Below are 25,310 nucleotides of genomic sequence, written 5' to 3'. Positions count from 1 at the left end.
GAAAGATACGGACACAGATTGATCTACGCCCAGAATACCGACTGTGAGTCGAGATTGGTAGAAACAGCGGTTCTATCAGTTGGAATCCGGGGTGATCGACTGCCAGTCCACTTTTTTAGCGTCAGCCCAGAGGCGTTCGAGGTCGTACAGTTCCCGGGCTTCTTCTGTGAAGATATGCAGGACAATGTCTCCATAGTCTCCCAGAATCCATTCGCTGTCCTTACCCTCAATGTTACGACGGCGTGTGCTCTCGCGTTTCATTAGAACGCGAATTTCCTCTGCTATCGCATTGCTCTGCCTCTGGTTGCTGGCGGTGGCGATAATGAAATAGTCAAACAAAGGCGTAATTTTAGCGACATCGAGCACAACGATGTCTTTACCTTTGAAGTCTTCACAGGTTTTTGCACACAGACAGGCGCGTTCCAGGCTGGACGCACTTTCAATGGGATCAGATTGTTGAGAAGGTTCGGTGTTGATTTTTGTGACCTTTAGCCTGTTTAAAATAACTCAAGTGCGTATTGAATGATAAACCCGGCTATGACAACAGAAACCATACTCATCAGCTTGATCAGGATGTTTAAACTCGGACCACTGGTATCTTTAAATGGGTCACCAACGGTGTCACCGACTACTGTGGCTTTGTGTGCATCAGTTCCCTTGCCGCCATGTGCGCCTGCTTCAATGTACTTTTTCGCATTATCCCAGGCACCACCGGCATTAGCCATCATAATGGCAACTGCAAACCCGCTCGTCAAGGCACCCACCAGCAGACCGACGACCCCGGGGACTCCCAGAATGACTCCAATGACGACCGGTGAAAGCAGGCCCAGCATCGCAGGCAGGATCATTTCCCGTTGCGCAGCTGCCGTACTGATTTCGACACAGGCCGCGTAATCTGGTTCGGCCTCATTCTCCATAATGCCGGCAATTTCTCTGAACTGGCGACGGACTTCGTCCACCATTGCCCCCGCCGCCCGTCCGACTGCTTTCATGGTCATGGCACAGAAGACAAAGGCTACCATTACGCCGAAGAAGATCCCGACCAGCACTTTGGGGTTCAATATAGAAAAGTTATAAAACCGGGAGAAGTCTGGTACGGTTGCCGTCTTGACATCCACACATTCTCCCCGTTCCAGTAGTTCCTTGATGTTCAAGCCTCGAATGATTGAACCGACGTCTGCGCTGGTGATTTTTTCCCGACCTGGAGTAATCTGAGCGACATTCAAAGCAGGAAACAGCAGGAATCCCTGGTTATTATGTTTCACTTCCAGGCCATCCTTGCCTGGGGTCCGTAAGGCAATACAGTTCGGGCTCAGTTTCAGAGCCGAGGCATTAGTCATGTCATCAGAAATGGTTTCCACAATTGCTGAGTGTTCGACCCAGCGCTCAAAGCCGACGCGAACTTCTTCAACATATGCGGCCAGCAAGGCCAGCGCGGTCAAAGCGGCAGAACCGATGGCAAATCCTTTTCCGGTGGCAGCAGTTGTGTTCCCCAGGCTGTCCAGGGCATCGGTTCGCTGGCGGACATATGGTTCCTGTCCGCTCATTTCCGCGTTACCACCGGCATTGTCAGCAATCGGACCATAAGCGTCTGTTGCCAGGGTCACTCCCAGAGTGCTCAACATTCCCACTGCAGCAATGGCGACACCATACAGGCCCATCGCAAAGATAGCGGAATTCGCAAAATCGAATCCGGTACAAAGTCCAAACGCCATGATGATGGCCACACCGATCACGACAATGGGAACCCAGACGCTGTAAAAACCTTCTGCAATACCCGCGATTATGACTGTTGCCGGTCCGGTAGATGACTGGTCTGCAATAAAGCGGGTCGGGCGAAATTCATCACTGGTTGAATATTCGGTCCACTTGCCGATCAACCAGCCTGAGACCAGTCCACAGACAATTGCACCAAACACACCAAACAGCTTGTTACCTACCAGTAGTGGAGAATCTGCGGGAATACCCGAAGACTGTGAAGGGATGACCAGCATGATCCAGACCAACGCCAGCGCCGCGACAATGACGCCAAAGGCGCTGGTGTCAATTCCTTTAGCCAGCGCTTTCAGCAGGTTCTTCTGTGTTGCTCCTTCTTCCGTTTTCACCATAAAGATTCCGGTGACGGACAGGAAGATTCCCACACCTGCCAGGCACATCGGCAGCAGCAGGCACATCATCTGCATTTTAGGATAACCATGATAAGCGGCCACGCCCAGGGCACCACTGGCAAGGATCGAGCCGCAGTAAGACTCGTAAAGGTCGGCTCCCATGCCTGCGACATCACCAACGTTATCGCCAACGTTGTCAGCGATGGTTGCCGGGTTGCGGGGATCGTCTTCGGGGATGCCTGCTTCGACTTTACCGACCAGGTCCGCACCAACGTCGGCCGCTTTGGTAAAGATACCGCCGCCCACACGGGCGAACAGCGCCTGGCTGCTGGCTCCCATGCCAAAGCAGAGCATGGTCACGGTGATTTCCGCCAGAGGCATCTTGACGACCCAGTGCAATACACCAAACCAGAGTGTGATATCCAATAGACCCAGGCCAACGACCACAAGGCCCATGACGGCACCACTGCGGAAAGCGACCTGTAAGCCGTTATTTAATGAATCCTTGGCGGCATGCGCGGTACGGGCACTGGCGAGGGTTGCGGTACGCATCCCGAACCAGCCTGCCAGCGCAGAAAAGAAACCTCCAGTTAAGAAGGCAAATGGGACCCAGTGGGACTGTGTCTTTAAACCAAAGGCCATGAACGCCAGCAGGGCGCAGACAATGGCAAAAAAGACGGTCACAACTTTAAATTGACGGTCCAGATACGCGCGAGCGCCTTCACGGACATGCTCGGCAATTTTTCGCATCTTGGGATCGCCTTCACTCTGGTTGACCATCCAGCTGAAGAAACGATAAGCAGTGAACAGGGCAAAGATGGCTCCCGCGATGGCGATGCACCAGCTGATGACCACTGTCGAATTATCGGCTTCGACTACCAGGTCGGTGGAAGCTTCTGCTGCCATCAGCGGGGCTGAGCATAAGAGAGTGGCGAAACTAGAGGTGATGAGAGTTGTGAGAAATCGTACGGGAGTGAGTCGAGCGCGGGGATAAAACCTCATCCTTAGAGTTAACTCCATTGAAATTAGCCGTTGTAAATCTTGATGTAAAACCTCAAAACCTCAATTGATTCCGGGCAACAGTCAGCACGTAACTTGTATGCTCAAAAAATACTAAACGTATCTCGTTAAACGAGAGTGTCGTTTGCACTATTTTCTTCGTTCCAAACTGTCTTGGAGACGCTATGTTAATCCTGAAAATACGCTAGTTAAACTCAAGAAAACTCTATCGGGGGAGTGTATCATCTGGGGTTCAGATTGCAATAACAGTAACTTAACAAACTTCGTTTAACACAAAACTTGCTCACCTGAGTGCGCAGCAGTTGACGCGGCTAGAGTAGAAACTTTCAGGGAACATTAAGCACTGTTTAACAGATTGAATCAGACGTTTTTGGCGGGAGTCTGATTAAAGACCTGGCTTGTGTCGATGACATACTCAACATCAAAAGCCTGTTCGAAATCATAGATGTCTACAAAGTCTTCCAGGCGGTCGTTCTCTGTTTTTCGCATCCGCCCATGTTCAATCATTTCAAACACCATCTTGCCGAAGTCTCTGGTGGATTGAACACCCCATTGTTTGAAGACTGTCAGCGTCAGTAACCCGAACTGTTTTAAAGCGAGCTCTCGCACCCCTTCCAGCAGTTCCTGACCAGAGACATGTGCTTCTTCCTGCTCACCTTCCTGCACAACCTGACGTGAGTAGATTTCCTGGGCCTGCTGGAGTGCTTCAAAGATAAAGTCGTAGGCATAGGGGTGAAATTGCAATTTGGGGCGGGAAAGATTTGTGGTAGATGTCATATTTTCACCCATACCTGTCTAAAACTTTTTAATAATAGTGGCGCTGAAGAATTCCTGATCTAAGTCGCAGGAATTGAACCACCTGCGCCACTACTCTTTTATATTCGATTCAAATGGCCCTGAAAACACTGTCATTCCGCTTTCAAAAGGCTGGCTCGCATCATATTTTACCATAGCGTCTCTCGTACTATGATACTCAGTCCAAATGCCCCTGGAGACCCGATAATTAAAGTGGACACAGTCTAGTGTTTCGAATCAGACAAGGCGGGTCAAGACTTTATTATAGCATAACCCGCCAGTTATTGGAAAATTATCGATTACTGATTCTGGAAAATCAATCCCGAGTTCCTCGTTTTCGTTCATTTCAGACTGCCTCCAGACAACGAGGTTGGTCGCCGTTATTGTCTGGCAGGGTTTTCCCCGCGCTTCTTTTTGATGACTTCCAGGATGTCTTTTTTGTGTACGATCGTTCTTTTCATGTCAGGATAGATGACCTGTACACATTCGGAAAGTATTTCCTGGTTAGTGACTTTCGCTTCTCCCTGGCTAGTGATAATCGTCGAGCCGACAGGAGGTAGTTCCTTCTTGTAGCTTTTGTAGGTTTCGTATTCATAACGCAGGCAACACTTCAGGCGTCCACATCGTCCTGAAAGTTTATTGGGGTCAAGCGAAGTTTTCTGCAGTTTTGCCATCTTCATCGAGACGGGAGGCATCTCAGTCAGATGTGTTCCGCAGCAGACGGTTTTACCGCAATCGCCATAATCCGCCAGCAGCTTCGCTTCATCGCGTACCCCGATCTGACGCATTTCGATCCGCGATCGATATTTTCTTGCCAGCGCTTTGACCAGCTCGCGAAAGTCAACGCGTTTTTCCGCCAGATAATAGAAGACGACGCGTTCTCCGCCGAACAGGTGTTCGACATCCACCAGCTGCATCTGCAGTTTGTGTTCGTTCACCAGTTCCTGGCATCCCAGAAATTCGTTTCGTTCTTCATGCCGGTTCTGATCGCGCTGGCGATAGTCGTCATCGGTGACCATGCGGATAATTCGCCCGGCTGTCGATGTGTCCTTCATAAAGGATTTCACACGTTCGGTTGCAGGCGACAGGACTTCTCCCCACTCATGTCCCCGGTCGCTTTTGATAATGACCGCAGCGTTACGCGGTAACTCTGCCAGACCTTTGCTGGTGAATTCTCCGATGAGGCGGGTGGAACCGTAGCGAACGATATATCCGGAAGCTTCGTTAGTCATATATTACAATTTCATCGATTTGAGATTGGATGCAGCAGCCATCGTGCAGCAAAAGTCAGAAACAGCATCGGAATCAGAATGACTGCTCAGATCAGTTTATTATAGCCGGACTCGATCTGGCAATCTCTAATTAAACACGGGAAAACACATTTATTTGAAAACCGTTCACTGTTTTCCGATTCAGGCTTGCGAACGGAGCTTATTTCGTCTGAATTCCCCGCAGGTCCTGGCTTAAGCTTTCGATACATAAGGGGAGCGACACGTTCTGATTGACCTGTTCTTCTGTCTGCAGCATCCGGCCCAGCAGATTTCCGATCGTTTCAATCCGGTCTTCCGTTTCTCCAGGCAATCCGGAAACAAATCGTTCGACATGAGCCGCAGCAGGAGCAGTCTGGTAGCCGGCGGCAAACTGTAATGACTGATGGTAGAAATCGGCGCAGAATTTAATGACCCAGAGCGCTGTTTTACGCTGTGCTGCCGTATTGCCTCCAACGTCGTCGATGGCCTGAATCACGGCCTCAGAAAATGCGTGCGGTTGAAAAGGATGTCGACTGAGCAGCCCTGTGATATTTCCCCGTAGAGACTGTAGATTCTCATCCAGAAGTTGACTTGCAATTTTCAGGGAGCCTTCAGACAGGCGGGCGATCTGCAATGCCTGGTCTTCGGATTCAACCAGTTGTTGATTCAGTAACAGTGCGGCAACATCTTCCAGCGGCAACTGGTTGAATCGAATCAGCTGGCAGCGGGAACGAATCGTGGGCAGAATGGCATCCAGTTCACTTGCAATCAGAACCATTAAATAGTTTGCGGAGGGTTCTTCGAGCGTCTTCAACAAAGCGTTGGCACTTTCGGCGTTCATTTTGTCCGCATCATCAATGATGGCAATCCGTCGGTCGCCTACCATCGGACGCAGCGACATTTCATAACAGACGCCTTCTCGACCTCGATGTTCGTCCTCGCCAATAATCAGACTGAGAGGCAGAATGTTTTTGTCAGGCGGGCATTCTACTGAAATCAGGTCGGGGTGTGTTCCCGCGGCCATCTGTTTGCAGGAGTCACAGGTTTGACAGCAGCTTAACTCGTCCGGGGGAGTTCGCAGGCAAAACAGGCATTGCGCCAGATGCAATGCGACCCGTTTCTTACCGATACCGGCTGCACCTGCAAACAGCAGCGCATGAGGCAGGCGGCTGCGTGACAGCGCACGCTCCAGCATTTTCAGAATTGAGTGGTGCCCTCGAATGGATTCGGTTGTCGTGCTCATCCCATCTCTTTTCAGAAATCAGTCTTCAGAGTTTCAGTCCGCTTCAGCTTCAGAATCCAGCGGTTCGATCCAGCCCAGAACCATACCTGTGGTAACTTCGACGCCCGCCGGGCATTCGCAAGATACGATCGTACCGGCGCAGGGGGCTTCCACATCAAAAGTCACACCGGGGAACAGTAGTTCGACGACTCGATCACCGGTGGCGATTGCTTCGCCTGCATGCGTCAGCCACAGACTGACTTTTAATGGTTGAGGAGAACGGTTGACCGGGGGAACAAGGATCGGTGTCGACATTCAGGAATCTTTTCCCAGGACAGACGCCATCTCACCTGCATTGTAACTGGAACGTACAAAGGGACCGCTGGCGACCAGTTTGAAACCCATCGCCCGGACCTGATCTCCGACTTCGTCAAATTCTTCGGGAGGCAGGAAGCGTTCCACAGGCAGGTTCTGTGGAGTGGGTTGCAGATACTGACCGATGGTAATCATGTCGCAGCCGACAGCCCGCAGATCTGCGCAGACTTCCAGAACTTCTTCCCGGGTTTCACCCAGGCCGAGCATGATTCCACTTTTGGTGATGATGGTCGGATCTGTTTCTTTGACTTGAATCAACAGGTCCAGTGTACGCTGATAAACGGCATTACGTCGCACGCGGTGATAAAGGCGAGGCACGGTTTCCGTATTGTGGTTGAAGACATCGGGATGCGCTTCGATCACGCGATGGATGGCTTTGCGGTCGCCACGGAAGTCGGGAGTGAGGACTTCGATGTCAGCATCCATCCGCTCGCGGATTGCCAGGATACAATTATAAAAGTGTTCTGCGCCACCATCGGGCAGATCATCACGCGTGACAGAGGTGATCACGACATGTTCCAGCCCCAGTCGCACTGCTGCTTCAGCAACGCGTTCCGGTTCATCCAGTTGTACGGTTTCTGTTTTTCCTTTGGCGATCGAACAGAACCCGCAAGGCCGCGTACAGACATTTCCCAGAATCATCAGAGTCGCGGTTTTGTGGGACCAACACTCGGTACGGTTCGGGCACTTGGCGCTTTCGCAGACTGTCACCAGTTTCAAATCTTCGATTACGTTACTGGTGAATGCCATCCCCGGTTCAGGCAAAGGACGCTTCAGCCATTTGGGAAGTCGCTGTCGGGGTTCGGGGGTGGTGTCTGTCAGAATATTAAGGGTGGACATATACTTTTTTCTTCACTCTATGCAGTAAGGGATGTCGTGTGAATATATGGGTCTGTTGATAACCAAACTGTTGAACCAGATTCCTGACGATGCTTTCGCGGACCGAACTCATACTGGCTTCCCGCGTGAGTGTCGCTGAAAGTGATGTCAGACGATGGTCATGCTGATTGGCATCAATCAGTCGCTGTAATTTCATATCGGGTGAGACATTAATATACAAACCATAGTAAGAAATCCAGGATTTGATCGCAGCCCCCAGAAAGGCAAACTGGCCACAACGGCCGAAAATATCTACAGAATCAGGATGCTGGGCTGCTTCAATCCCCAGTTCTGCTGACATTCGCAACAGGGACTGTACCAGCCCGTTCTGAAAGTCATCTATTCCCAGACCCATCCGATTTAAAGGGAGCAGGGGGTACACGGCTAACTGGCCGGGGGCATGTAACAAGGCACCTCCCCCCCGGTTAATCCAGCGGACCTCCAGCTGGCTCGCCTTAAATTCCTGCCTGGACTCGGCTAGCTGGGCATGACTTCCTTCCCGACCTACGGTGATGATGGGGGGATGCTCACACACAAAAAGAGTCGCCTGATCAGTATCCTGTCGCCTGATTTCCTGCAGTGCCCGCTCCTGCAGTGTGAGAAACGAGTCAAAATCGACGCAGCCCAGCATATAGACCTTGATTGAGGAATTGCGAGGGCTTGTCTGGTTCATGTCAGGGGCAGGTGAATTCATGATCCTGTCTACAGGTACCTGGAGATAAAACTGCTGTTCGATAACGGTCAGCGACACCGTCATTTTCAGCGGTTCTCTCAGAGAGTCAATCTTCAGAACGTGGAAATCCTGATTTGTCCAGGATCCAGAGAGCAGATCACATTGAAAGCTCCCTGATCCCCAGTATTACTGTTTAAAGCAAGCAGTGTCTGGAGAACAGGAACTGTGTCATGTGGTAAGTATCTGTTATGAATGTGTTTAGGTGGTGTTGTTTCGAGGTGTATGCCGTTCTGGAAGATAATCGTCATAACCGGAATCTCTTGCAATTCCGGTTTATTTTAAAAAATCAGCATATCTGATTCAATTCCTTGGATCCGCAGATCCGATAGAGAGAAATGGATAAAACTAATACACCGTTTTGCAATTTATCAGAACACTCTCGCTCTCAGAGCTCTTCATGTCAAATCAAACCTCAAATCAGTTCCGATCCAGCAGTAAATTCCAATCGGTAAGGAGAAACCCAATGCGACGCGGAAAAAAGATGCTCGCGATATTTTCAACTATGGTAATGAGTGCGAGTATCGCCACCGCCGATGATCGCATTTTAGAATCGAAGTCACCCTTTGATTCGACTTCCACTTCCCGTTCATCCAGCCAGTACTTTTCCGGTCAGACTCCTGATACGAATACTGGTCGGATCACGATTTCTCAGCCGAGTCAAAACGCGGCTGTGAAAAAACAGTCATCAGAATATAAGCCTACTGATAAGGCCCGTCTCTCGCAGGTTCCTAATTATTACAAGGAACTGTTCGGGCAGGAACGTCCTTATCGCCGTCTGGATAACAAAACAAAAACAGAGACTCCCGCGCCAAGCCAGTCTCAGTTCCAGCAGATTGGTCATTCGGAACCACAAAGTGGTAAAAAACAGTACCATGTCGAAACATTCAATTCAGACCAGTCTGACAGGCAGAACATTGTTCATGCCGAATTTCAGCAGGGCAACCAGAAGTCTGCCCAGGGAAATATTCAGCAGATCAGCGCAGGGGACACACGCGAAAATCAGTTCCGTCTGCCAACTGAGTTCAGTCAGTCGGCTCCACAGACTCCCAGTCTTTCCGTTCCTCGAATTCCGGATCGAAAGACAGTGGAAAACAAACATCATCTGACTTTCGGAACTCCTGCTACCGCACCAAAAACAGAGCAACCTTCCGGAATTACAGTCAGTGCGACTCCCAACAGGCGTCGTGTGAACGAAACTGTTGTGAAACCAGTGGGTACCGCTTCAAGAGAAGCTGCTGCAAAACTGACCCACAAATGGATCAAGAAAACAGAAATTAACGTAGGTCAGGAATGTGAATTCGAACTGGAAATCAAAAACGAAGGAAAACAGACAGCTCAGGACCTGCTGGTTGAAGCATTCTTTCCGATTTCAGTGCGACTGACCAATGCGGAACCTCGTCCCAGTTCCAGCCGTGATCATCTGGAATGGAAATTTGAATCGCTGCAAGCCGGCGAAACAAAAGTAATCCGGATTTCCATGATTCCCAGTCAGCGGGGAGCCATTACGGCTGCTGCTCATGTTCGCTCAACCAGTGCTCTGACTGAGTCGTTCATGGTCGCAGAACCCATGTTGCAGGTGGCCGTTAAAGGTCCCACCAATGTTATGATTGGTGAGCCAGCTTCTCAGTCGGTCACCATCTCCAACCCGGGTACTGGTACACTGCACAATGTTGTGCTGGAAGCAGAAATCCCCAAAGGACTGGAGCACGTGACTGCCGAATTTCTGCAGATGCAGGTTGGCTCACTCAATCCGGGTGAAACCCGAACAATTCGTCTGGCTTTAGCCGCTGTTATGGGTGGTGAGCAGGTTGTGAAGGTTCAGGCAAAAGCCGAAGGTGGTCTGGTTCAAGCGACACAGGCTCGTGTGAATGTGATTGCTCCTAAAGTTCAAGTCGCCATTGATGGTCCGGGACTGCGTTATAAAGGACGCAGTGCTCAGTACGCCATCACGACACTCAACGATGGTGCTGCCGCTACGAACAATGTACGCGTCCTACACAAAATTCCAGAAGGTTTTGAATTCGTCAATGCCGATCATGGCGGACAGTTCAATCCGGAAGATTCCACCATCAGCTGGTTTCTCGGTCGGATGGAACCAGGTCAAACCGCCAGTGTGAATCTGGAGTTGAAAACCAAAACCATTGGTAACTACGTACATCACGTACGAGCGATCTCTGAACACAATGTAAAATCAGACGCTCAGATTCAAACACGAATTGAAGGGACTGCTCAGCTGGTTCTGGAAATCGCTGATCTGGACGATCCTGTCGAAATCGGCAAAGAAACCGGTTACAAAGTGGTTGTTAAGAATGATGGAAGTAAGTCAGCACAGAATGTCTCTGTCTCCTGTGAACTGCCTCCTGGTGTGGATCTGATTTCTGCAACCGGCCCGACTCAGCATATTGCTGAAAATGGTGTGGTCGTCTTCAAATCTCTGGGAGACCTGGCACCTGGTGATTCGGTACAGTATCAGGTACTCGTACGGGGTTCTGTGGAAGGAAATCAGCGGTTCCGGGCACGGCTCGCCAGCGATTCGATCCGCGATCCTCTGCTGTTCGAAGAACTGACTCGCTTCTACAAAGACTAAGCGAATCTACTTCAGGCTGTTAAAAAATAAAAACCCGGTCAGTGATCTGCTGACCGGGTTTTTTTATTGAAGCGAATCAGGTTGAGAGAGACCGCTTCCATCAAAGATGGTTCCAGGGAAGTCTGCTGTCAGAGATTTACTTTCTCTTCCAGATGACGAGTTGATGATGTGGTTGTCCCGGTTTGCCGTTCGAGACTTTCAGAACCAGGTTCTCCAGTGATTCAGTCTGCTCAAGAACCGTTCGAAGGTCGTTCAGGCTGTTAACAGGGGTGCCGGCGACTTCTTCAATCACATCGTACAGTTTGACTACGTTTGACAGTGAATTCTGCTGATCCACATCCATCACGAGTAACCCGGTCTGAACGGCCTCAAACCCCAGTTGAATGGCCAGGTCTGCGTTCATGGCATGCACCTGCAGACCAGATAATACATCGTTCGCGGTTGTGTTTTTCATTTTCTGAAAGCTCATGGGGGCAGCCGAGGTTCCCGGCCGTCGAGACTGTTGTGTCTCTTTCTGTTTCCGTTCGAGTTCGTCCAGAATGCGACGGTTTGCCAGTTCTACCATTACATTAACCTTCCGGCCGCTCCGTAACAGGACCACACTGACTCTGTTATCGATGGGAGTCAGACTGACCAGGTTGATCAGATGGTTCTGATCGAGGACATCGATGCCACCAAAACTGAGAATGATGTCATCGTACTTCAGGTTAGCACGCGACGCTGGCGTATTGGAGATGACTTTCACAACCCGGGCACCCCGCACGCGGTCCATTTTCAATCGGCCGGCAGTCGCGATGCTGAATTCCGGATCGAGCTGCACACCCAGATAAGCCCGGTAAACCTGACCATACTTCACCAGCTGATTGAACACGTGGCGGACCAGCTTGCTGGGGATACTGAAACCGATCCCGTCATTACCGCCACTATTCGAAGCGATGGCTGTATTGATGCCGATAATTTTTCCTTCGAGATCGATCAGCGGTCCGCCACTGTTACCAGGGTTGATGGCGGCATCGGTCTGCAGAAAGTTCTGATTAAGAACTTCTGATCCACTGCCCAGCTGCAGGGAACGTCGTCCTTTGGCGCTGATGATTCCCAGAGTGACCGATTCACTCAAACCGAAAGGGCTTCCCATCGCCAGTACCATATGTCCAATGTCCAGCTTGTCGCTGTCACCCCAGTCAGCGGGAGACACATCGGAGACATTGATCTTTAAAATTGCCAGGTCGGTATCTTTGTCTTCCCATTTCTGCTGGGGATGTATCACCCGACCATCATGCAGAGAGATGGAAATCGAGGTGCCTTCCGAATCTCGTACCACATGCCGGTTGGTGACAATATACAAACCGGAAGCGCCATCACCTCTGACAATCACTCCCGAACCGGTCTCTTCTACCGCGCCACGGGGCGTCTGGCGCTCGCACTGAATATGAACGACGCTGGGTGTTGCCAGTTTGGCTATTTTCGCCAGATGTCTGCTGCCTTCATGCAATGGAGACGTAGAAGGGAGCAGTGTGGCATGTTCCTGCCGGGGGTTCGACTGTGAAGGAACTTTAGCTTCCAGCTGTTTGAATGACAGCGGGGATTCAAAGCAGGCATTCCATAGTGAAACAGAAACAACCAGACCTAATACGAATGCCAGGGGGTATCGATTCTTCATGTTGCAAATCTCTCAGCGTGACCCAGGATCTTTTTTGCGTTTTAGCTATTCCTAGCTACGGCAAAATAAGGCAATCCTTCGCCAGTGCCGGACGATTTGATTACAAGTGGCAGACTGACTGGCAGCGGACACCGGTAATACCAGGGACCACGAGACTGAATGCGATGCATCTCTCCACAATCAATGTCAGTGATGAGGGATCTGTATATTTTTCAGGAGAGAAGAAAAACCGTAATCAGTCTGGTGGAACCCTCTGGCATTCATTATCGGTAGGGGATCTTATTTTTCGAGATCCAAATCATGAATTCTGACTTCCTGATCGTTAAGCCGTCCTTCGAATTCGTATGCGTTCTCCCAATCGCCATGAACAGCATTAGTGGATAATCCCATCGATTCGCGCTGTTGTGCACAACTGACACAAAACATCGCATAGGGAACTGCTTTAAGCCGTGCAATCGGTATATTTTTATTGCAGCTTTCGCAGTGACCGTAACGGCCTTCCTGAATCAGCGCGATCGCGCGGCGGATTTGCATCAGCTCATTATATTCGATCTCGGCCAGATGAGATTCCAGATCCTGGCGGCGTGCACGAATCGCAGCATCGCCACTGTCCTCAACGGACGACTGGCTGCCAGACGAACCTTCTGAACTGTCGCTTACCAGTTTTTTCAGCTCATCACGTCTATCTAGTAGTTGCTTGTGCAACCTGATTATTGCGTCTTTTCGTACCACTCTCTCGTCCCCTCATAAAGATCATATTCGGTGCGCAACTTTATAAAGTCGATCTCCCAAAACATAGCTTTTAATTTGGCTAAAGAATTTGGAAACATGACCAGATATTTTTGTTTTTATATCAAAGCTACTCATGGGTATTATTCACTACGCGAATTAAATGTCGAGAGTTGGAAACTTTCAAAATAAGAAATTAATACATAAGTCAAATTTTTACAATAACTTAAGCTGGCGCCTTTTCTTGCTATTTTCCGATTTTCTGGAGATTAAGCCCGTTTCGCGAACTGGACGTTCAAACTATAAGGGATGTAACGCATGTATACAAGGGCTCAGGGGCTGCCTCCTGATATTGACCCATTTACCAGATTGCGGTGTAATACGCGCTCCCTGAAACCTGCCTTTGGGCAGAACCTTAGATCAGTTACCGACAACGATTGGGAAACGTGTTTACCACCTTCGACCGCTATTTACTCAAACGATATTTCCATGTGTTCGTGATCGGCTTCATCGCAACCTACGGCCTGTACGTGGTTTTTGACGGATTTACGAACATCGACGGCTTTCAGGCAGGGGCAGAAAAAGTCTCTTCGACCGGTCTTGAGGTAGAAGAGGGCTCATCGACCAGTCTGCTCTGGATCATGCTTGAGTTCTATTTCTATCAATCTTCCATCTTTTTCGACATGATCAGCCCGATTCTCTCCGTACTGGCTGGAGTCGTTGTGTTTTCCCTGATGGTGCGTCACGGGGAACTGAATCCCGTACTCTCCGCCGGTATTCCCACATACCGACTGGCCATACCACTGGCGATAGCAACGATTATTGTCAACTGTGTGATGTGTGTGAATCAGGAAGTGATCATTCCATCCATTGCGGATAAGCTTCAGGCGGAGCGCGGAGACATGGGAAACTCAGCTCAGTTTGTTGAACCGGTTTATGATTTCAGTACCCGGATTATGATCAACGGTCAGGAAGTTTTTCTGACTGAGCAGAAAATGAAAAATGCAGAGTTTGTTTTATCTAAACCAATGGTTCACGATTTCGTCACCGTTAAATCTGAAACCGCGATCTATCAGACACAGACCAGAACCAGTCCGGGAGGCTGGTTACTCAAACAGGCATCTCCGAAATATCAGGATCTTGAAATTGCTGAATTTGCACGTGATATTATCCTGCCCGGTACTGAGGCAAATGAAATCTTTATCGTGACGGATGTGGGCTGTGATCAGCTCTGTAATCGCAATTTCAGTTCGCTGATCTCAACTCCGGATCTGATTGCCAGAATCAATAATCCTTCCTTTAGCGATTTATCGATTCGTAAACAGAAACTGGATCTGCATTCCCGACTCACACGTCCGATCATGAATCTGATCGCAGTACTGATTTCGATCCCGTTTGTACTACGCAAAGAGAGTCGCAGTCTGATCTTGAATATCGCGATTTGCGCATGTGTGATGGGAGGCCTGTTTGGAGTTTCGCAGTGTTTCCATTATATGGGGGCAACAAAATTGATTTCACCCGATCAGGCCGCCTGGTTTCCCGTCATTACGAACGGAACGCTTGCCGCCTGGTTCACGAACCGGGTTCAGACCTGAGTTTTGAGTCAAATAGAACTAACCGCACAGAATTAACCGCTCTGTCCCAGATCCATCAGTTGTCCGAATCGCTCCAGCACGCGAATCTTTAAGGGAGCGAACCGGGGCTGGTCAAATTCGCCTCCTTCCACGAGACGTAATGCGATCGCATGCGTTTGCTGTAAAATGGACTCGTCCCGTTTGAGATCTGCAACCCGCAGAGGCAATTCGCCATGTTGACGGGTTCCAAAGATATCCCCCGGTCCTCGTGCCTGGAAATCCGCCTCGGCAATTTCAAAGCCATCGGTGGTCTGTTCCATCACCGCGAGTCGATTCAAGGCGTCTTCGCTTTCCGTGTAAGAAAATAGAAAACAGTTTCCCCGGTGGAGACCGCGACTCACGCGACCTCTTAACTGATGCAACTGTGACAGTCCAAATCGATCCGCCTGCAGAATGACCATCAGCGTCGCATTGGGCACATCCACACCGACTTCAACGACCGTCGTCGAGACCAGCACTTGAATAGCTCCCTGGTGAAACTGTTTCATGATTTCTCCCCGTTCTCCACGATCCATCTGACCGTGTACCAGTCCGATGGATGCCGTCGACAGCTCGCTCTTCTGCAGTTTACGATACACTTCCTCGGCACTCGAACGAATATTCTGTTCGTCTTCGGAATCGATGCGTGGGCAGACGATATAAGCCTGCCTGCCTGCATCGATCTGGGCTCTTAAAAATTCCCAGGCCTTTTTTCTTTGAGGCGTTGTTGAGACGCGACTTGTCATGACCGGTTGCCTTCCCGGGGGCAGATCGGTGTTGATTGAGATATCCAGCTCACCGAACTGTGTCAAACACAAGCTACGGGGAATCGGCGTTGCCGTCATCACCAGCATGTGTGGTGTGTTCTGATCGCTGGAGAAGTGTGCCCGCTGCATCACACCAAATTTGTGTTGTTCGTCGATAATCACAAGTCCCAGGTTGTGGTATTGGACATCTTTCTGGACGACCGCCTGCGTGCCCACGATCAGTTGCTGTTCTCCGGAAGCGATTTTTTCCAGTGTCGTCTTGCGTTCGGAGGGAGACAGGCTGCCGGTCAGGATACAGCGTTTTACTCGACTGTGTTTCAAAATCTGGTTGATTGTTTCCCAGTGCTGTACTGCCAGCAGTTCCGTAGGGGCCATCAACACCGCCTGGTCTCCGCCGGCAATGGTGGCCAGCATTGCATAAATCGCAATGGCGGTTTTGCCGGCACCCACATCTGCCTGCAGCATGCGATGCATAGCCCGACCTGAAGCCAGGTCGACTTTAATCTCTTCGATTGCCTGGTTTTGTCCCTCGGTAAAATCATAAGGGAACAGTCGCCTGATACGGGCATCGACTTTTGCAGTGACCTTCAGCAAGGGGGCATTATCGACGCAAGTCCAGAGTCGTCTGCGCATCGCCAGCGCCAGCTGAAATTCCAGTAGATCATCGTAGATCACACGATGCACGCCGGCATGATATTCCTCCATCGTCTGGGGTTTATGCATCTGGATCACGGCCTGACTCAACGGAATCAGCGACTGCGTTTCGCGAAAATTCTCCGGAAGATAGTCGGGAATCAGCTGAGCGTATTCTTCCACCGCAGCGCGAATGTAACGCCGCATCTGATACATCTTGATACCTTCGGTCAGGCTGTACCGGGGTAAGATCAGTCCCTGCGGATCATCCAGATCTTCTTCCAGGACCTGGAACTGCGGATGAGAAATTTCCCATTTTCCAGAGCGGCGTTTAGGTTTACCCGAAAACATCAGCAACTGGCCCTGGAAAAAACGTTTGATGACCCAGGGTTGATTGAACCAGGTTCCCTTCAGAAACCCGGTGCCACAATCCAGCAGAATCGCCGTAATCGTACGACCGCGTGAGATCGTGCGGGCATCCAGGTCCACGACTTTGCCGCAGACGGATGCGGGCTGATCTTCTTCCAGTTCATTGACGGGGCGGACGTCAGTCAGGTCCAGAACACTGCGGGGCAGATGCCACAGCAGGTCCTCTACCGTTTGAATCCCGATTTTTCCCAGCAGTTCGCCGCGATCTGAGCCCACCCCATTGAGAAATTGAACAGGAGTTTCCAGGGGAGATGCGGTCATCGTATTCTGCAACCGTTCGAGCCGAGTTATATGAATCAGGATCGTGATGTGATGTCTGATGACAGAACAGATGCATCACATTTTACCATCGCGTCTCTCGTAGTATCATTCAGGGTCCCAATGCCCCTGGAGACGCTACAGTAAAACGGGACACAGTTTAATATTCAGACTCACTTTGTAACTTGAGTGCAAACTCGACTGCCAGTTCATCACAGCGTTCGTTTTCCGGATGACCACTGTGCCCTTTGATCTGAGTAAAGTGAACTTCGTGTTGTTCCAGCAGGGTATCCAGTTTCCGCCAGAATTCTTCATTCTTGACAGGTTTCCAGCTTTTACCTTCCCGTCGGCGCCAGTTGTTTTTTTTCCAGTTCGGCATCCATTCCTTTGATCCCTTGGCAACGTAAACACTGTCCGTAATCACTTCCACACGAGAACGTCGTTTCAGCAGTTCCAGTCCGGAAATCACCGCCTGCAACTCCATCTGATTATTGGTGGTGACTGCCTCGCCTCCGGAGAACTCTTTTTCCGCTCCGGTGGAAGGATGTCTGAGGATCACTCCCCAGCCTCCCGGTCCTGGATTTCCCCTGCAGGCACCATCGGTAAAGATCTGCACAAATGGAAGAGCGTTCTGATTTGCTGCATCATCAGTCATAATAATGAAAAACGCACACCTGGCAAAGAATTAACGATAACTCGAATTTGAGTCCCGGTACAACGGCAAACAAAGGCGATGCTACAAACGAGCGTAAAATCACCCCTGGTGGATTCTGGGAAAGAAGCGGGTCGCTCTTTTGCGACTATCGTTCTCGATAGACAATACGTCCACGGTTCAGGTCGTAAGGGGATACCTCGACCACGACTTTGTCGCCCGGGACGATACGAATAAAGTGTTTTCGCATCTTGCCGGCCACATGCGCCAGAACCTGGTGTCCGTTTTCCAGTTCGACTCGAAACTGAGTATTTGCCAGTGCCTCGGTCACTGTACCTTCGACTTCAATGGCCTCTTCTTTGGCCATAACAATTATATCCTGTCCAATAAGATTCATAAAACGGGAATAAGCGATACATCTCGCATAAACCTAACTCCAGTGTCAGTCTGATGAAAGACAATCGGGAGTTCTCTGTGCCCCTTATTGTGACAGGGAGACGTCAAATATGCCAGTCTGAACAGACCCGCAAGTCATATAACCTCTGATTCAGACAGGGAAATCCGTGCAGAAAGGACAATTCACCGAATTTTTGAGCAGGAGAAAGAGTTTTTTCGGTATCAGTTGTCAAACGTGAGGTACGCTTTATTAAATCGGACTCTGCTTATAGAAAATGAGTCACATCAATTGTCGGTCCGTTAATCTGGAAGACGACTTTCAGATTGTCACACATCTGACAGGATTGTAGTCATGCAGTATCTCAAAAAATTTCTTGTAGAAGAAGATGGTCCTACCGCTGTCGAGTATGCTGTCATGCTGGCTGCCATTGTGATGGTCTGTATCGCCGCCATTGCCGCGGTTGGAACCCGTACGAATGCCCTGTTTGAAAATGCGACGACCGAGATGCAAAATCACGGCATGTAATCGTCTGTTCTGAATCCAGCATTCATCCTGTGCCCACCTGATTCTTCTGCGTTCTGCAGAATTGCACTTCTACGCTATTCCATTACACTGCAGGGAGTTTTAACCTCCGTTCTTGATTCAACACTCCCGGAACCGCTATGCCTGACTGCTATATTGCAATGGGTGGAAATCAGGGTCCTGTCCGCGAAACCTTCTCCCTGGCGCTGGAACACCTCGATCAGCATCCGGAAATTTCTGTCATCAAAACCAGCCAATGGATCGAAACCGCACCCGTGGGTGATCAGACGGCCGATCCATTTCTGAATGGCGCTGCGCATCTTTCCGCAACACTTTCCCCCGAATCTCTGCTTTCCGTGTTACAACAACTGGAAGCAGACATGGGGCGCATCAGAGAAGTCCGCTGGGGCGCTCGTCCGCTCGACCTGGATCTGCTGCTCTTTGACCAGTTAATCATTCACACGAAAGATCTGGTGGTCCCGCATCCGGCTTGCTGGTATCGACGGTTCGTATTGGATCCCCTGGCTGAAATCGCCGCCGATGTCATTCATCCGGAGAAACAGATTACGATTCAGGAATTACGCCAGCGTCTGCTGGCAAAACCCTTTCAATTTGTACTGGCGGGGCTCCCGTCTGAAGAAGCCGCAATCTTGATTAAAAATCTGCGGCAACAGTATCCTGAGGTGCAGTTTTCCAGTTGGGAAACTCAGGGTTCAGTCGCTCCAACCTCACAGGAACCCGCATTGATCGCCTGGCTCGGATCTCCGGCTTCACCCACAAAATTTGAAGATTTACCCCTGATTCCCCGGCTAAACCTCTCCGAATACCAGCAAAACAGTGAACGGATCGTTCATGTTTTGCAATCTGCGCTGGATTTCCAGTAAAAATCGTCTATACTTATAGATAAGGGCTCGCCGATATTTTTAATAGGGCTGCTCGAAATCAGATAATGACGATTTGATTGAGTCAGTCTTACCTGCCTTTGCCCTCCCACCTTTTCGAATTTGGAGACCTGACACGATGCTCAAGATCCTGGGTTCTCAAAAAAGTAAGTTTTGCGATCAGATTACACGGCGGAACTTTCTCCAGATTGGTGGCCTCGCTTTAGGCGGCATGTCGCTTCCCCAAATTCTACAGGCGGAGAATTCTTCCCCACAGCGGAAGAAACACAAAGGGATCATCATGATCTTCCTGCCGGGAGGTCCTCCTCATCAGGATATGTGGGATATTAAAGTCGATGCCCCCAGCGAAATTCGCGGCGAATTCAACGCAATTCAAACAAACGTTCCCGGCGTCGAAATCGGGGATCAGTTTCCGCGCATGGCGCAGATGGCTGACAAGTTCGCTTTCATCCGTTCCATGGTTGGTTCCGATGGTCGACACGATGCCTTTCAGTGTCTCACCGGTCAACGCTTTAGGAACCAGCCCCTGGGTGGCTGGCCCAGCTTAGGTTCGGTCCTTTCGAAAAAATACGGTCCCGTCGATCCGTCGATACCGCCGTTCCTCGGCCTCTCTCCCAAGATGGGGCACATGGAATGGGCCCGCGCCGGAGATCCTGGTTTCCTCGGTCTGGCTCACGCACCATTCCGTCCGAACGGTGAAGGCATGGCTGATATGACGCTGAATGGCGTTACCCTTGATCGGCTCGATAACCGTAAAAAAGTACTCAGTTCGCTCGATCAGTTCCGCAGTAAGGTCGATGCGTCCGGCATGATGGAAGGTCTCGACTCATTCAACCAACAGGCTTTTGGCATTCTCACTTCCAGCAAACTCGCCGATGCTCTTGATCTTTCCAAGGAAGATCAGAAACTTCGCGATCGATACGGTCGGGGGACCAAACAGCTTCGCGCCGATGGTGGCCCCAAACTGCTCGATGATTTTCTGACCGCCCGTCGTCTGATTGAAGCGGGTGCCCGTTGTGTGACGCTGGCCTTCAGTCGCTGGGACTGGCATGGCGGCAACTTTAAACGCGGTCGCGAAGACATGCCGATGCTCGATCAGGGGGTGACGGCACTGATTGAAGATCTGGAAAATCGTGATATGCTGGACGATGTCACTGTTGTCGTCTGGGGCGAATTCGGAAGGACCCCCAAGATCAACGCCAACTCCGGCCGCGATCACTGGCCGCGCGTCTCTACTGCTGTCGTTGCTGGTGGCGGCATGAAGACCGGCCAGATTATCGGTTCCACCAATCGACTGGGAGAATCTGCAGAAGACCGCCCGGTTCATTTCCAGGAAGTTTTCGCGACCCTCTATCACAACCTGGGCATCAATGTCGAAACCGCGACTGTCGATGACCTGCAGGGACGTCCCCGTTATCTGGTCGATACCAACCAGTACAAAGTCATGCCCGAACTCGTCTGAGCGGGGCTGTAAGAACTTTTCAGCGAGTTCTGCAGGCAGTGTCGTGGAAGACTCATGTGTCTGCCCGTCAAAAATAAAGCTTTCTATTTCTGCTTTTCCCAGAATGCTCAATACTCCCCTGTTTCATACTTTTCGAAGCAGGCATGGTAGAAATAAGCTCCCCGCAACAGGGATACCTCTACGCACTGCATTTTTTCGACTTGACGCCTGCGTGCTCTTTCCAAAACTACGAGTTATGCGTCGCGCGCGTAGCACCGTTTTCAGATAGGGAACAGTTTCCCCCCCTGTTGATTTCAGTACCTTATAAGATCCTTGTTTTACGGGGTTTTTGTGTCACTCCCTGGTTTTCCTTCAAAACGTTCACTATCTATCAACCGGTTTAATACGCATTCCTTTCCATTTTGAAGTCCAAAACTGCGATTTCAGACCCGATTCACGCCAGCATTGCGCCTGACTCAAATAAAATCATTTTTTTCAAGTTTGCACTACAGGCAGCTGACATGGCTTTCGGTTTAACGTTGCAATAAATCGGGAACTGATTATTAATTCTACCAGAAAGCAACAGAAGCTCAGACATGAATTTCCGTCAGTTCCTGCCAGAGCAGGGGGCAGGGACAGTCTTCCCCACCCTGCAGTAGCGTTTTCAAAAAGGGAATTGAGCAGGTATATTGAAAACGCACGAAAAGTGACATCAATCTATAAAAACATCACGCTGTACTTGTCTCTGAAAATTCTGCCAAATACACTTTCAAACCACAGTGATCATCATTTTGAAATTACATACGTCTGCTTTGCCAAGCGAAGTGACTTTTAGGATCGACGATGCCCGACAAATCGACACCCGAGACAGTAGAAACCATCATCCGAGCTCGCAGAACGGAAAAAGTACTCTGTGATATTGAGTCAATCCGGCCTGTTCCCGCTGACGTAGCAGAACGCAATCGAGAAATCGTACTCCAGGCAATTCAGACCGCGGGCTGGGCTCCTTTTCACTATCCGCGGAAAGTCGATGGTTTAGCGGAACCGTGGCGTGCACATGTTTTATGGCATGAGGAAGCAAAACAGGCTGCAATTTATCTGCGTGATGAGTTACACGTCACCTCAAAAGGCCCCAGGCTGGCAGCCGCTTGTAGTGCGTTAGTACTTGTAACATGGTTGCCAGAGTTCTATGACCTTGAATCACAGCAAACTTCAAAAATCGACCGTGAAACGCAACTGGCACGTGACGAAGAGCATCTGGCAGCGGCTTCAGCCATGGTCCAGAATCTGTTACTGATGCTGACTGCCCATGGTATGGGAAACTACTGGTCGAGTGGCGGAAAACTCCGGGGACCAGAGATGTTCAATTATCTGGGCATTCCAGAACAGGAACGCTTACTGGCAGCCGTCTTCATTGAGTACCCGGAAATGATGGATGATTCCAAAGAACGCAAAGCGGGCAGCCTGCGAAACGACCGGAGTGATCAGTGGATTCGCGAAGTGACCCTTTGAGAACAATCAGCTAAGACTCATTCACTTTTTCGATACATATTCCTCACTCAATTCCCACCCAAGACAAATATTATTTATCCATGAATCATACACGTTCGTCTTTTTCATGGTCGTGAAAGTCACACCTGAATTTCCGACAGTTCCTGCCAGAGCAGGGCACTGGCCAGGGTCCCCTGCCGAAACGATTCCAGCGAGAAGCGTTCGTTCGGGCTATGCAGGTTGTCCGTATTCTGACCCCAGCCCAGCAGCAGCGTCTCCACGCCGACCAGTGACTGGAATGTTTCGACGACGGGAATCGATCCCCCTTCGCGAATCATCACAGGTGACGTTCCGAATGCCTGTTCAATGGCCGTCCGTGCTGCTGACATATAAGGGCTGTTGAAATCAAAGACCAGACCGCGGCAGCCGTGGAAGTCGATGAATTCCATCGTCAGTCCCGGCGGCAGTTGATCGCGCAGAAACTGCTCCAGCGCTTGCGTCAAGGCTTTGGGATCCTGATCGGGAACCAGGCGGCAGCTGATCTTCACGCGCGCCTGAGCTGGTACAATCGTTTTGGGACCTTCCCCCGTGTATCCTGAGATCATGCCGTTCACATCACACGTGGGTCGTGCCCAGCGGCGTTCCAGCGTCGAGAAGCCTGCTTCACCGGCGACCTCAGATACACCCAGATTGCTCATGAACGTGGCTTCATCAAAAGGCAGGGCTGCAAACTGCTCGCGCTCCTCCTGGGTCAGTTCCAGCACGCCATTATAAAAGCCGGGAATCTGCACGCGTCCCTGATCATCGTGTAACGCTGCAACCATCTTCGCCAGACCATTGCCCGGGTTTGTCACTGCACCACCAAATACGCCACTGTGCAGATCCTGACGCGGACCACGCACAATTACTTCACAGGCCAGAATACCCCGCAGACCATAAGTAATCGCAGGGATGCCCGGTGCATACTGGCTGGTATCACTGATCACCGCGATATCACAGGCAACCAGATCCTTGTTCTCTGCCAGAAAACGATCCAGGTTGTCGCTGCCGACTTCTTCTTCGCCTTCAATCACGAAGACCACATTCACAGGCAGTTCGCCGTGTGTTTTCATCCAGGCTTCGACCGACTTGATGTGTGTATACATCTGCCCTTTGTCGTCAGTCGCGCCCCGGGCGTAAATGTGTCCGTCGCGAATATCCGGTTCAAAGGGGGGCGTCGTCCATTGATCCAGCGGATCGGGGGGCTGCACATCGTAATGGCCGTATACCAGTACCGTCGGCTTTCCGGCTGCTTTTTTCCAGGAACCGGACACAATCGGATGTCCGGCGGTTTCCACCAGCCTGCTTTCGATGCCAGCGGCTTCCAGCTGTTTCAGTACAAACTCAGCACCGTGTCTTGTTTCCGATTTCAATGTTGAGTCGGCACTGACACTGGGGATCTTTAAGAATTCGATCAGCTCACTGACAGCCTGATCCTGATGTTGCTCTAAATAACTGCGAACTTGCTCAACCATTGTTTTCCTGTAACCTTGATCCTGCTAAGTTATGATATCATTGAAGGTGAGAGAGACTCTGCGAATGACGTCGTGAACTTTGAGTATAATTCCCCTTGGATCATTTGAGTATAGAAGTCGTCCATGAAAACAGTAGATGTCGCAATAATTGGAGGGGGAATCATTGGGCTGGCTACCGGCTGGCAGATCAGTCAGCGGTTCCCGGACAAATCGATTCTGATCCTCGAGAAAGAAAGTCAGGTCGCCCAACACCAGACGGGGCATAATTCGGGCGTGCTGCATTCCGGCATCTACTACAAACCGGGGTCACTCAGAGCCATCAACTGTCGTGAAGGCAAACGTGCGATGGAAGAATTCTGCGATGCGGAAGAAATTCCCCGAGATCAATGCGGAAAAGTCATCGTGGCTGTCGACAAGCGGGAGTTTTCCGCCCTCGATCGCATATTTGAACGGGGACAACTAAATGGCGTTACCTGTGAATTGATTGGGGAAGAACGCGTCAAAGAACTGGAACCGCACGTTGCCGGCATTCGAGGCATCCATGTTCCGGAGACCGGCATTGTCGATTACAAACAGGTTTCCGCACGGCTCGCCGAACGCATTCAGGAGAAAGAGAATCAGATTCTGACCGGTGCGGAAGTCACAGGCATTCAGCATCACGCCGACTCAATCACCATCAATACAAAACAGGGTGACTTTTCTGCAAAGCAGGTCATCAACTGTGGCGGACTGTTCAGCGATCGCGTGGCGCGCATGGGCGGTTCGAAACCGGAATCCAAAATCGTCCCCTTTCGTGGCGAATACTATGTGCTCAAACCGGAGGCGGAACATCTTTGCAAAGCGCTGATTTATCCGGTCCCCAATCCCGAGTTCCCGTTTCTCGGCGTGCATTTTACCAAAATGATTCACGGCGGTGTCGAATGCGGTCCGAATGCCGTCTGGGCTTTTGCGCGGGAAGGATATAAGAAGACAAATGTTAACATAGGGGATCTGTTCGAAGCGGCCACCTATCCCGGGTTTCGCAAGATGGCATTCAAATACTGGAAGACCGGCCTGAAAGAAATGTGGCGGTCCTTCAGCAAACCGGCATTCGTACATGAACTGCAGCGACTGATTCCCGAAATCAAAGCGGACGATCTGAAAGCGGCTCCCGCGGGAGTGCGTGCCCAGGCGCTCGCCCCCGATGGAACTCTCGTGGATGACTTTCTGATTGATGAATCCGACCGCATGATTAACGTTTTGAATGCACCATCGCCGGCTGCGACATCCTCTTTGCGGATCGGCTCGATGATCACGGATCTGCTTGCAACCCGCATTCAATAACGGAAAGAAC

At 50.5% G+C, this 25,310-nt stretch carries 22 protein-coding genes; 7 read left to right on the top strand and 15 right to left on the bottom strand.

Annotation, left to right across the window (positions count from 1 at the left end; all coding sequences use genetic code 11):
• Nucleotides 1-75 precede the first annotated feature (75 nt).
• From rsfS to Pan161_RS21100, 8 genes are all read right to left on the bottom strand, one after another.
• Complete coding sequence (rsfS, locus tag Pan161_RS21135; RefSeq protein WP_261342989.1) at nucleotides 76-411, bottom strand: ribosome silencing factor; 336 nt, start codon at nucleotides 409-411, stop codon at nucleotides 76-78.
• A gap of 86 nt (nucleotides 412-497) precedes the next feature.
• Nucleotides 498-3,014, bottom strand: a complete 2,517-nt coding sequence (locus tag Pan161_RS21130) for a sodium-translocating pyrophosphatase (protein WP_145232799.1) — start codon at nucleotides 3,012-3,014, stop codon at nucleotides 498-500.
• 474 nt (nucleotides 3,015-3,488) lie between these two features.
• Nucleotides 3,489-3,905 (bottom strand): Minf_1886 family protein, encoded by a 417-nt coding sequence (locus Pan161_RS21125; protein ID WP_232103363.1) that lies wholly within the window; start codon nucleotides 3,903-3,905, stop codon nucleotides 3,489-3,491.
• A 398-nt stretch (nucleotides 3,906-4,303) separates the two neighbouring features.
• Nucleotides 4,304-5,155 (bottom strand): PSP1 domain-containing protein, encoded by an 852-nt coding sequence (locus Pan161_RS21120; RefSeq protein WP_145230579.1) that lies wholly within the window; start codon nucleotides 5,153-5,155, stop codon nucleotides 4,304-4,306.
• Between the two features lie 199 nt (nucleotides 5,156-5,354).
• Nucleotides 5,355-6,416 (bottom strand): DNA polymerase III subunit delta', encoded by a 1,062-nt coding sequence (gene holB / locus Pan161_RS21115; protein WP_145230577.1) that lies wholly within the window; start codon nucleotides 6,414-6,416, stop codon nucleotides 5,355-5,357.
• A 33-nt stretch (nucleotides 6,417-6,449) separates the two neighbouring features.
• Nucleotides 6,450-6,710 carry a lipoyl domain-containing protein gene (locus tag Pan161_RS21110; RefSeq protein WP_145230575.1) on the bottom strand — a complete coding sequence of 87 codons (261 nt, stop codon included), beginning with the start codon at nucleotides 6,708-6,710 and terminating at the stop codon, nucleotides 6,450-6,452.
• Entirely contained in the window at nucleotides 6,711-7,610 is a 900-nt protein-coding gene (gene lipA, locus Pan161_RS21105) for a lipoyl synthase (protein ID WP_145230574.1), read from the bottom strand. It lies immediately after the preceding gene.
• Complete coding sequence (locus tag Pan161_RS21100) at nucleotides 7,597-8,406, bottom strand: lipoyl(octanoyl) transferase LipB (protein ID WP_145230571.1); 810 nt, start codon at nucleotides 8,404-8,406, stop codon at nucleotides 7,597-7,599. The genes lipA and Pan161_RS21100 overlap by 14 nt, the downstream gene beginning before the upstream one ends.
• A gap of 439 nt (nucleotides 8,407-8,845) precedes the next feature.
• Between Pan161_RS21100 and Pan161_RS21095 the strand changes: the two genes are divergently transcribed.
• Nucleotides 8,846-10,969, top strand: a complete 2,124-nt coding sequence (locus Pan161_RS21095) for a COG1361 family protein (RefSeq protein WP_197995444.1) — start codon at nucleotides 8,846-8,848, stop codon at nucleotides 10,967-10,969.
• A 136-nt stretch (nucleotides 10,970-11,105) separates the two neighbouring features.
• On the opposite strand, the gene Pan161_RS21090 is transcribed toward Pan161_RS21095, so the two are convergent.
• Together Pan161_RS21090 and Pan161_RS21085 are read right to left on the bottom strand one after the other, a co-directional pair.
• Nucleotides 11,106-12,629 (bottom strand): trypsin-like peptidase domain-containing protein, encoded by a 1,524-nt coding sequence (locus tag Pan161_RS21090; protein ID WP_145230568.1) that lies wholly within the window; start codon nucleotides 12,627-12,629, stop codon nucleotides 11,106-11,108.
• Nucleotides 12,630-12,908: 279 nt separating this feature from the next.
• The gene (locus Pan161_RS21085) at nucleotides 12,909-13,361 is read right to left on the bottom strand and encodes a TraR/DksA family transcriptional regulator (protein WP_145230566.1); all 453 of its coding nucleotides are present in this window, start codon (nucleotides 13,359-13,361) and stop codon (nucleotides 12,909-12,911) included.
• 443 nt (nucleotides 13,362-13,804) lie between these two features.
• Between Pan161_RS21085 and Pan161_RS21080 the strand changes: the two genes are divergently transcribed.
• Nucleotides 13,805-14,953 (top strand): LptF/LptG family permease, encoded by a 1,149-nt coding sequence (locus tag Pan161_RS21080; RefSeq protein WP_145230564.1) that lies wholly within the window; start codon nucleotides 13,805-13,807, stop codon nucleotides 14,951-14,953.
• 32 nt (nucleotides 14,954-14,985) lie between these two features.
• Here the strand turns inward: Pan161_RS21080 and recG are convergent, their stop codons facing one another.
• The 3 genes from recG to infA form a co-directional block, all read right to left on the bottom strand.
• A complete protein-coding gene (recG, locus tag Pan161_RS21075) occupies nucleotides 14,986-17,061 on the bottom strand; it encodes an ATP-dependent DNA helicase RecG (RefSeq protein WP_145230563.1) in 2,076 nt (691 codons plus the stop codon).
• Nucleotides 17,062-17,218: 157 nt separating this feature from the next.
• Nucleotides 17,219-17,713: a ribonuclease HI gene (gene rnhA, locus Pan161_RS21070; protein ID WP_145230561.1), complete on the bottom strand. Its 495-nt coding sequence runs from the start codon at nucleotides 17,711-17,713 to the stop codon at nucleotides 17,219-17,221.
• Nucleotides 17,714-17,858: 145 nt separating this feature from the next.
• A complete protein-coding gene (infA, locus tag Pan161_RS21065) occupies nucleotides 17,859-18,077 on the bottom strand; it encodes a translation initiation factor IF-1 (RefSeq protein WP_002643979.1) in 219 nt (72 codons plus the stop codon).
• Between the two features lie 381 nt (nucleotides 18,078-18,458).
• Here infA and Pan161_RS21060 point away from each other — a divergent pair, with 381 nt between their 5' ends.
• From Pan161_RS21060 to Pan161_RS21050, 3 genes are all read left to right on the top strand, one after another.
• Nucleotides 18,459-18,632, top strand: coding sequence for a Flp family type IVb pilin (locus Pan161_RS21060; protein WP_145230559.1), 174 nt, complete (start codon nucleotides 18,459-18,461; stop codon nucleotides 18,630-18,632).
• Nucleotides 18,633-18,769: 137 nt separating this feature from the next.
• The gene (folK, locus tag Pan161_RS21055; protein WP_145230557.1) at nucleotides 18,770-19,513 is read left to right on the top strand and encodes a 2-amino-4-hydroxy-6-hydroxymethyldihydropteridine diphosphokinase; all 744 of its coding nucleotides are present in this window, start codon (nucleotides 18,770-18,772) and stop codon (nucleotides 19,511-19,513) included.
• 136 nt (nucleotides 19,514-19,649) lie between these two features.
• Nucleotides 19,650-20,993, top strand: coding sequence for a DUF1501 domain-containing protein (locus Pan161_RS21050; RefSeq protein ID WP_145230555.1), 1,344 nt, complete (start codon nucleotides 19,650-19,652; stop codon nucleotides 20,991-20,993).
• 433 nt (nucleotides 20,994-21,426) lie between these two features.
• Here Pan161_RS21050 and Pan161_RS30665 read toward each other — a convergent pair whose 3' ends face one another.
• Nucleotides 21,427-21,570 (bottom strand): hypothetical protein, encoded by a 144-nt coding sequence (locus tag Pan161_RS30665; protein ID WP_197995443.1) that lies wholly within the window; start codon nucleotides 21,568-21,570, stop codon nucleotides 21,427-21,429.
• A gap of 245 nt (nucleotides 21,571-21,815) precedes the next feature.
• On the opposite strand from Pan161_RS30665, the gene Pan161_RS21045 reads away from it, so the two are divergent.
• Entirely contained in the window at nucleotides 21,816-22,484 is a 669-nt protein-coding gene (locus Pan161_RS21045) for a nitroreductase family protein (protein ID WP_145230553.1), read from the top strand.
• Between the two features lie 119 nt (nucleotides 22,485-22,603).
• On the opposite strand, the gene Pan161_RS21040 is transcribed toward Pan161_RS21045, so the two are convergent.
• Nucleotides 22,604-23,977: a dipeptidase gene (locus Pan161_RS21040; RefSeq protein WP_145230552.1), complete on the bottom strand. Its 1,374-nt coding sequence runs from the start codon at nucleotides 23,975-23,977 to the stop codon at nucleotides 22,604-22,606.
• Nucleotides 23,978-24,100: 123 nt separating this feature from the next.
• Here Pan161_RS21040 and lhgO point away from each other — a divergent pair, with 123 nt between their 5' ends.
• Nucleotides 24,101-25,300 (top strand): L-2-hydroxyglutarate oxidase, encoded by a 1,200-nt coding sequence (lhgO, locus tag Pan161_RS21035; RefSeq protein WP_145230550.1) that lies wholly within the window; start codon nucleotides 24,101-24,103, stop codon nucleotides 25,298-25,300.
• The last annotated feature ends 10 nt before the right edge of the window (nucleotides 25,301-25,310 follow it).

Origin of the sequence: Gimesia algae, assembly GCF_007746795.1 — a bacterium.
In the GTDB taxonomy this organism is placed as follows: domain Bacteria; phylum Planctomycetota; class Planctomycetia; order Planctomycetales; family Planctomycetaceae; genus Gimesia; species Gimesia algae.
The sequence above is the reverse complement of the archived record's forward strand: the minus strand, read 5'-3'. Positions and strand labels throughout refer to the sequence as shown.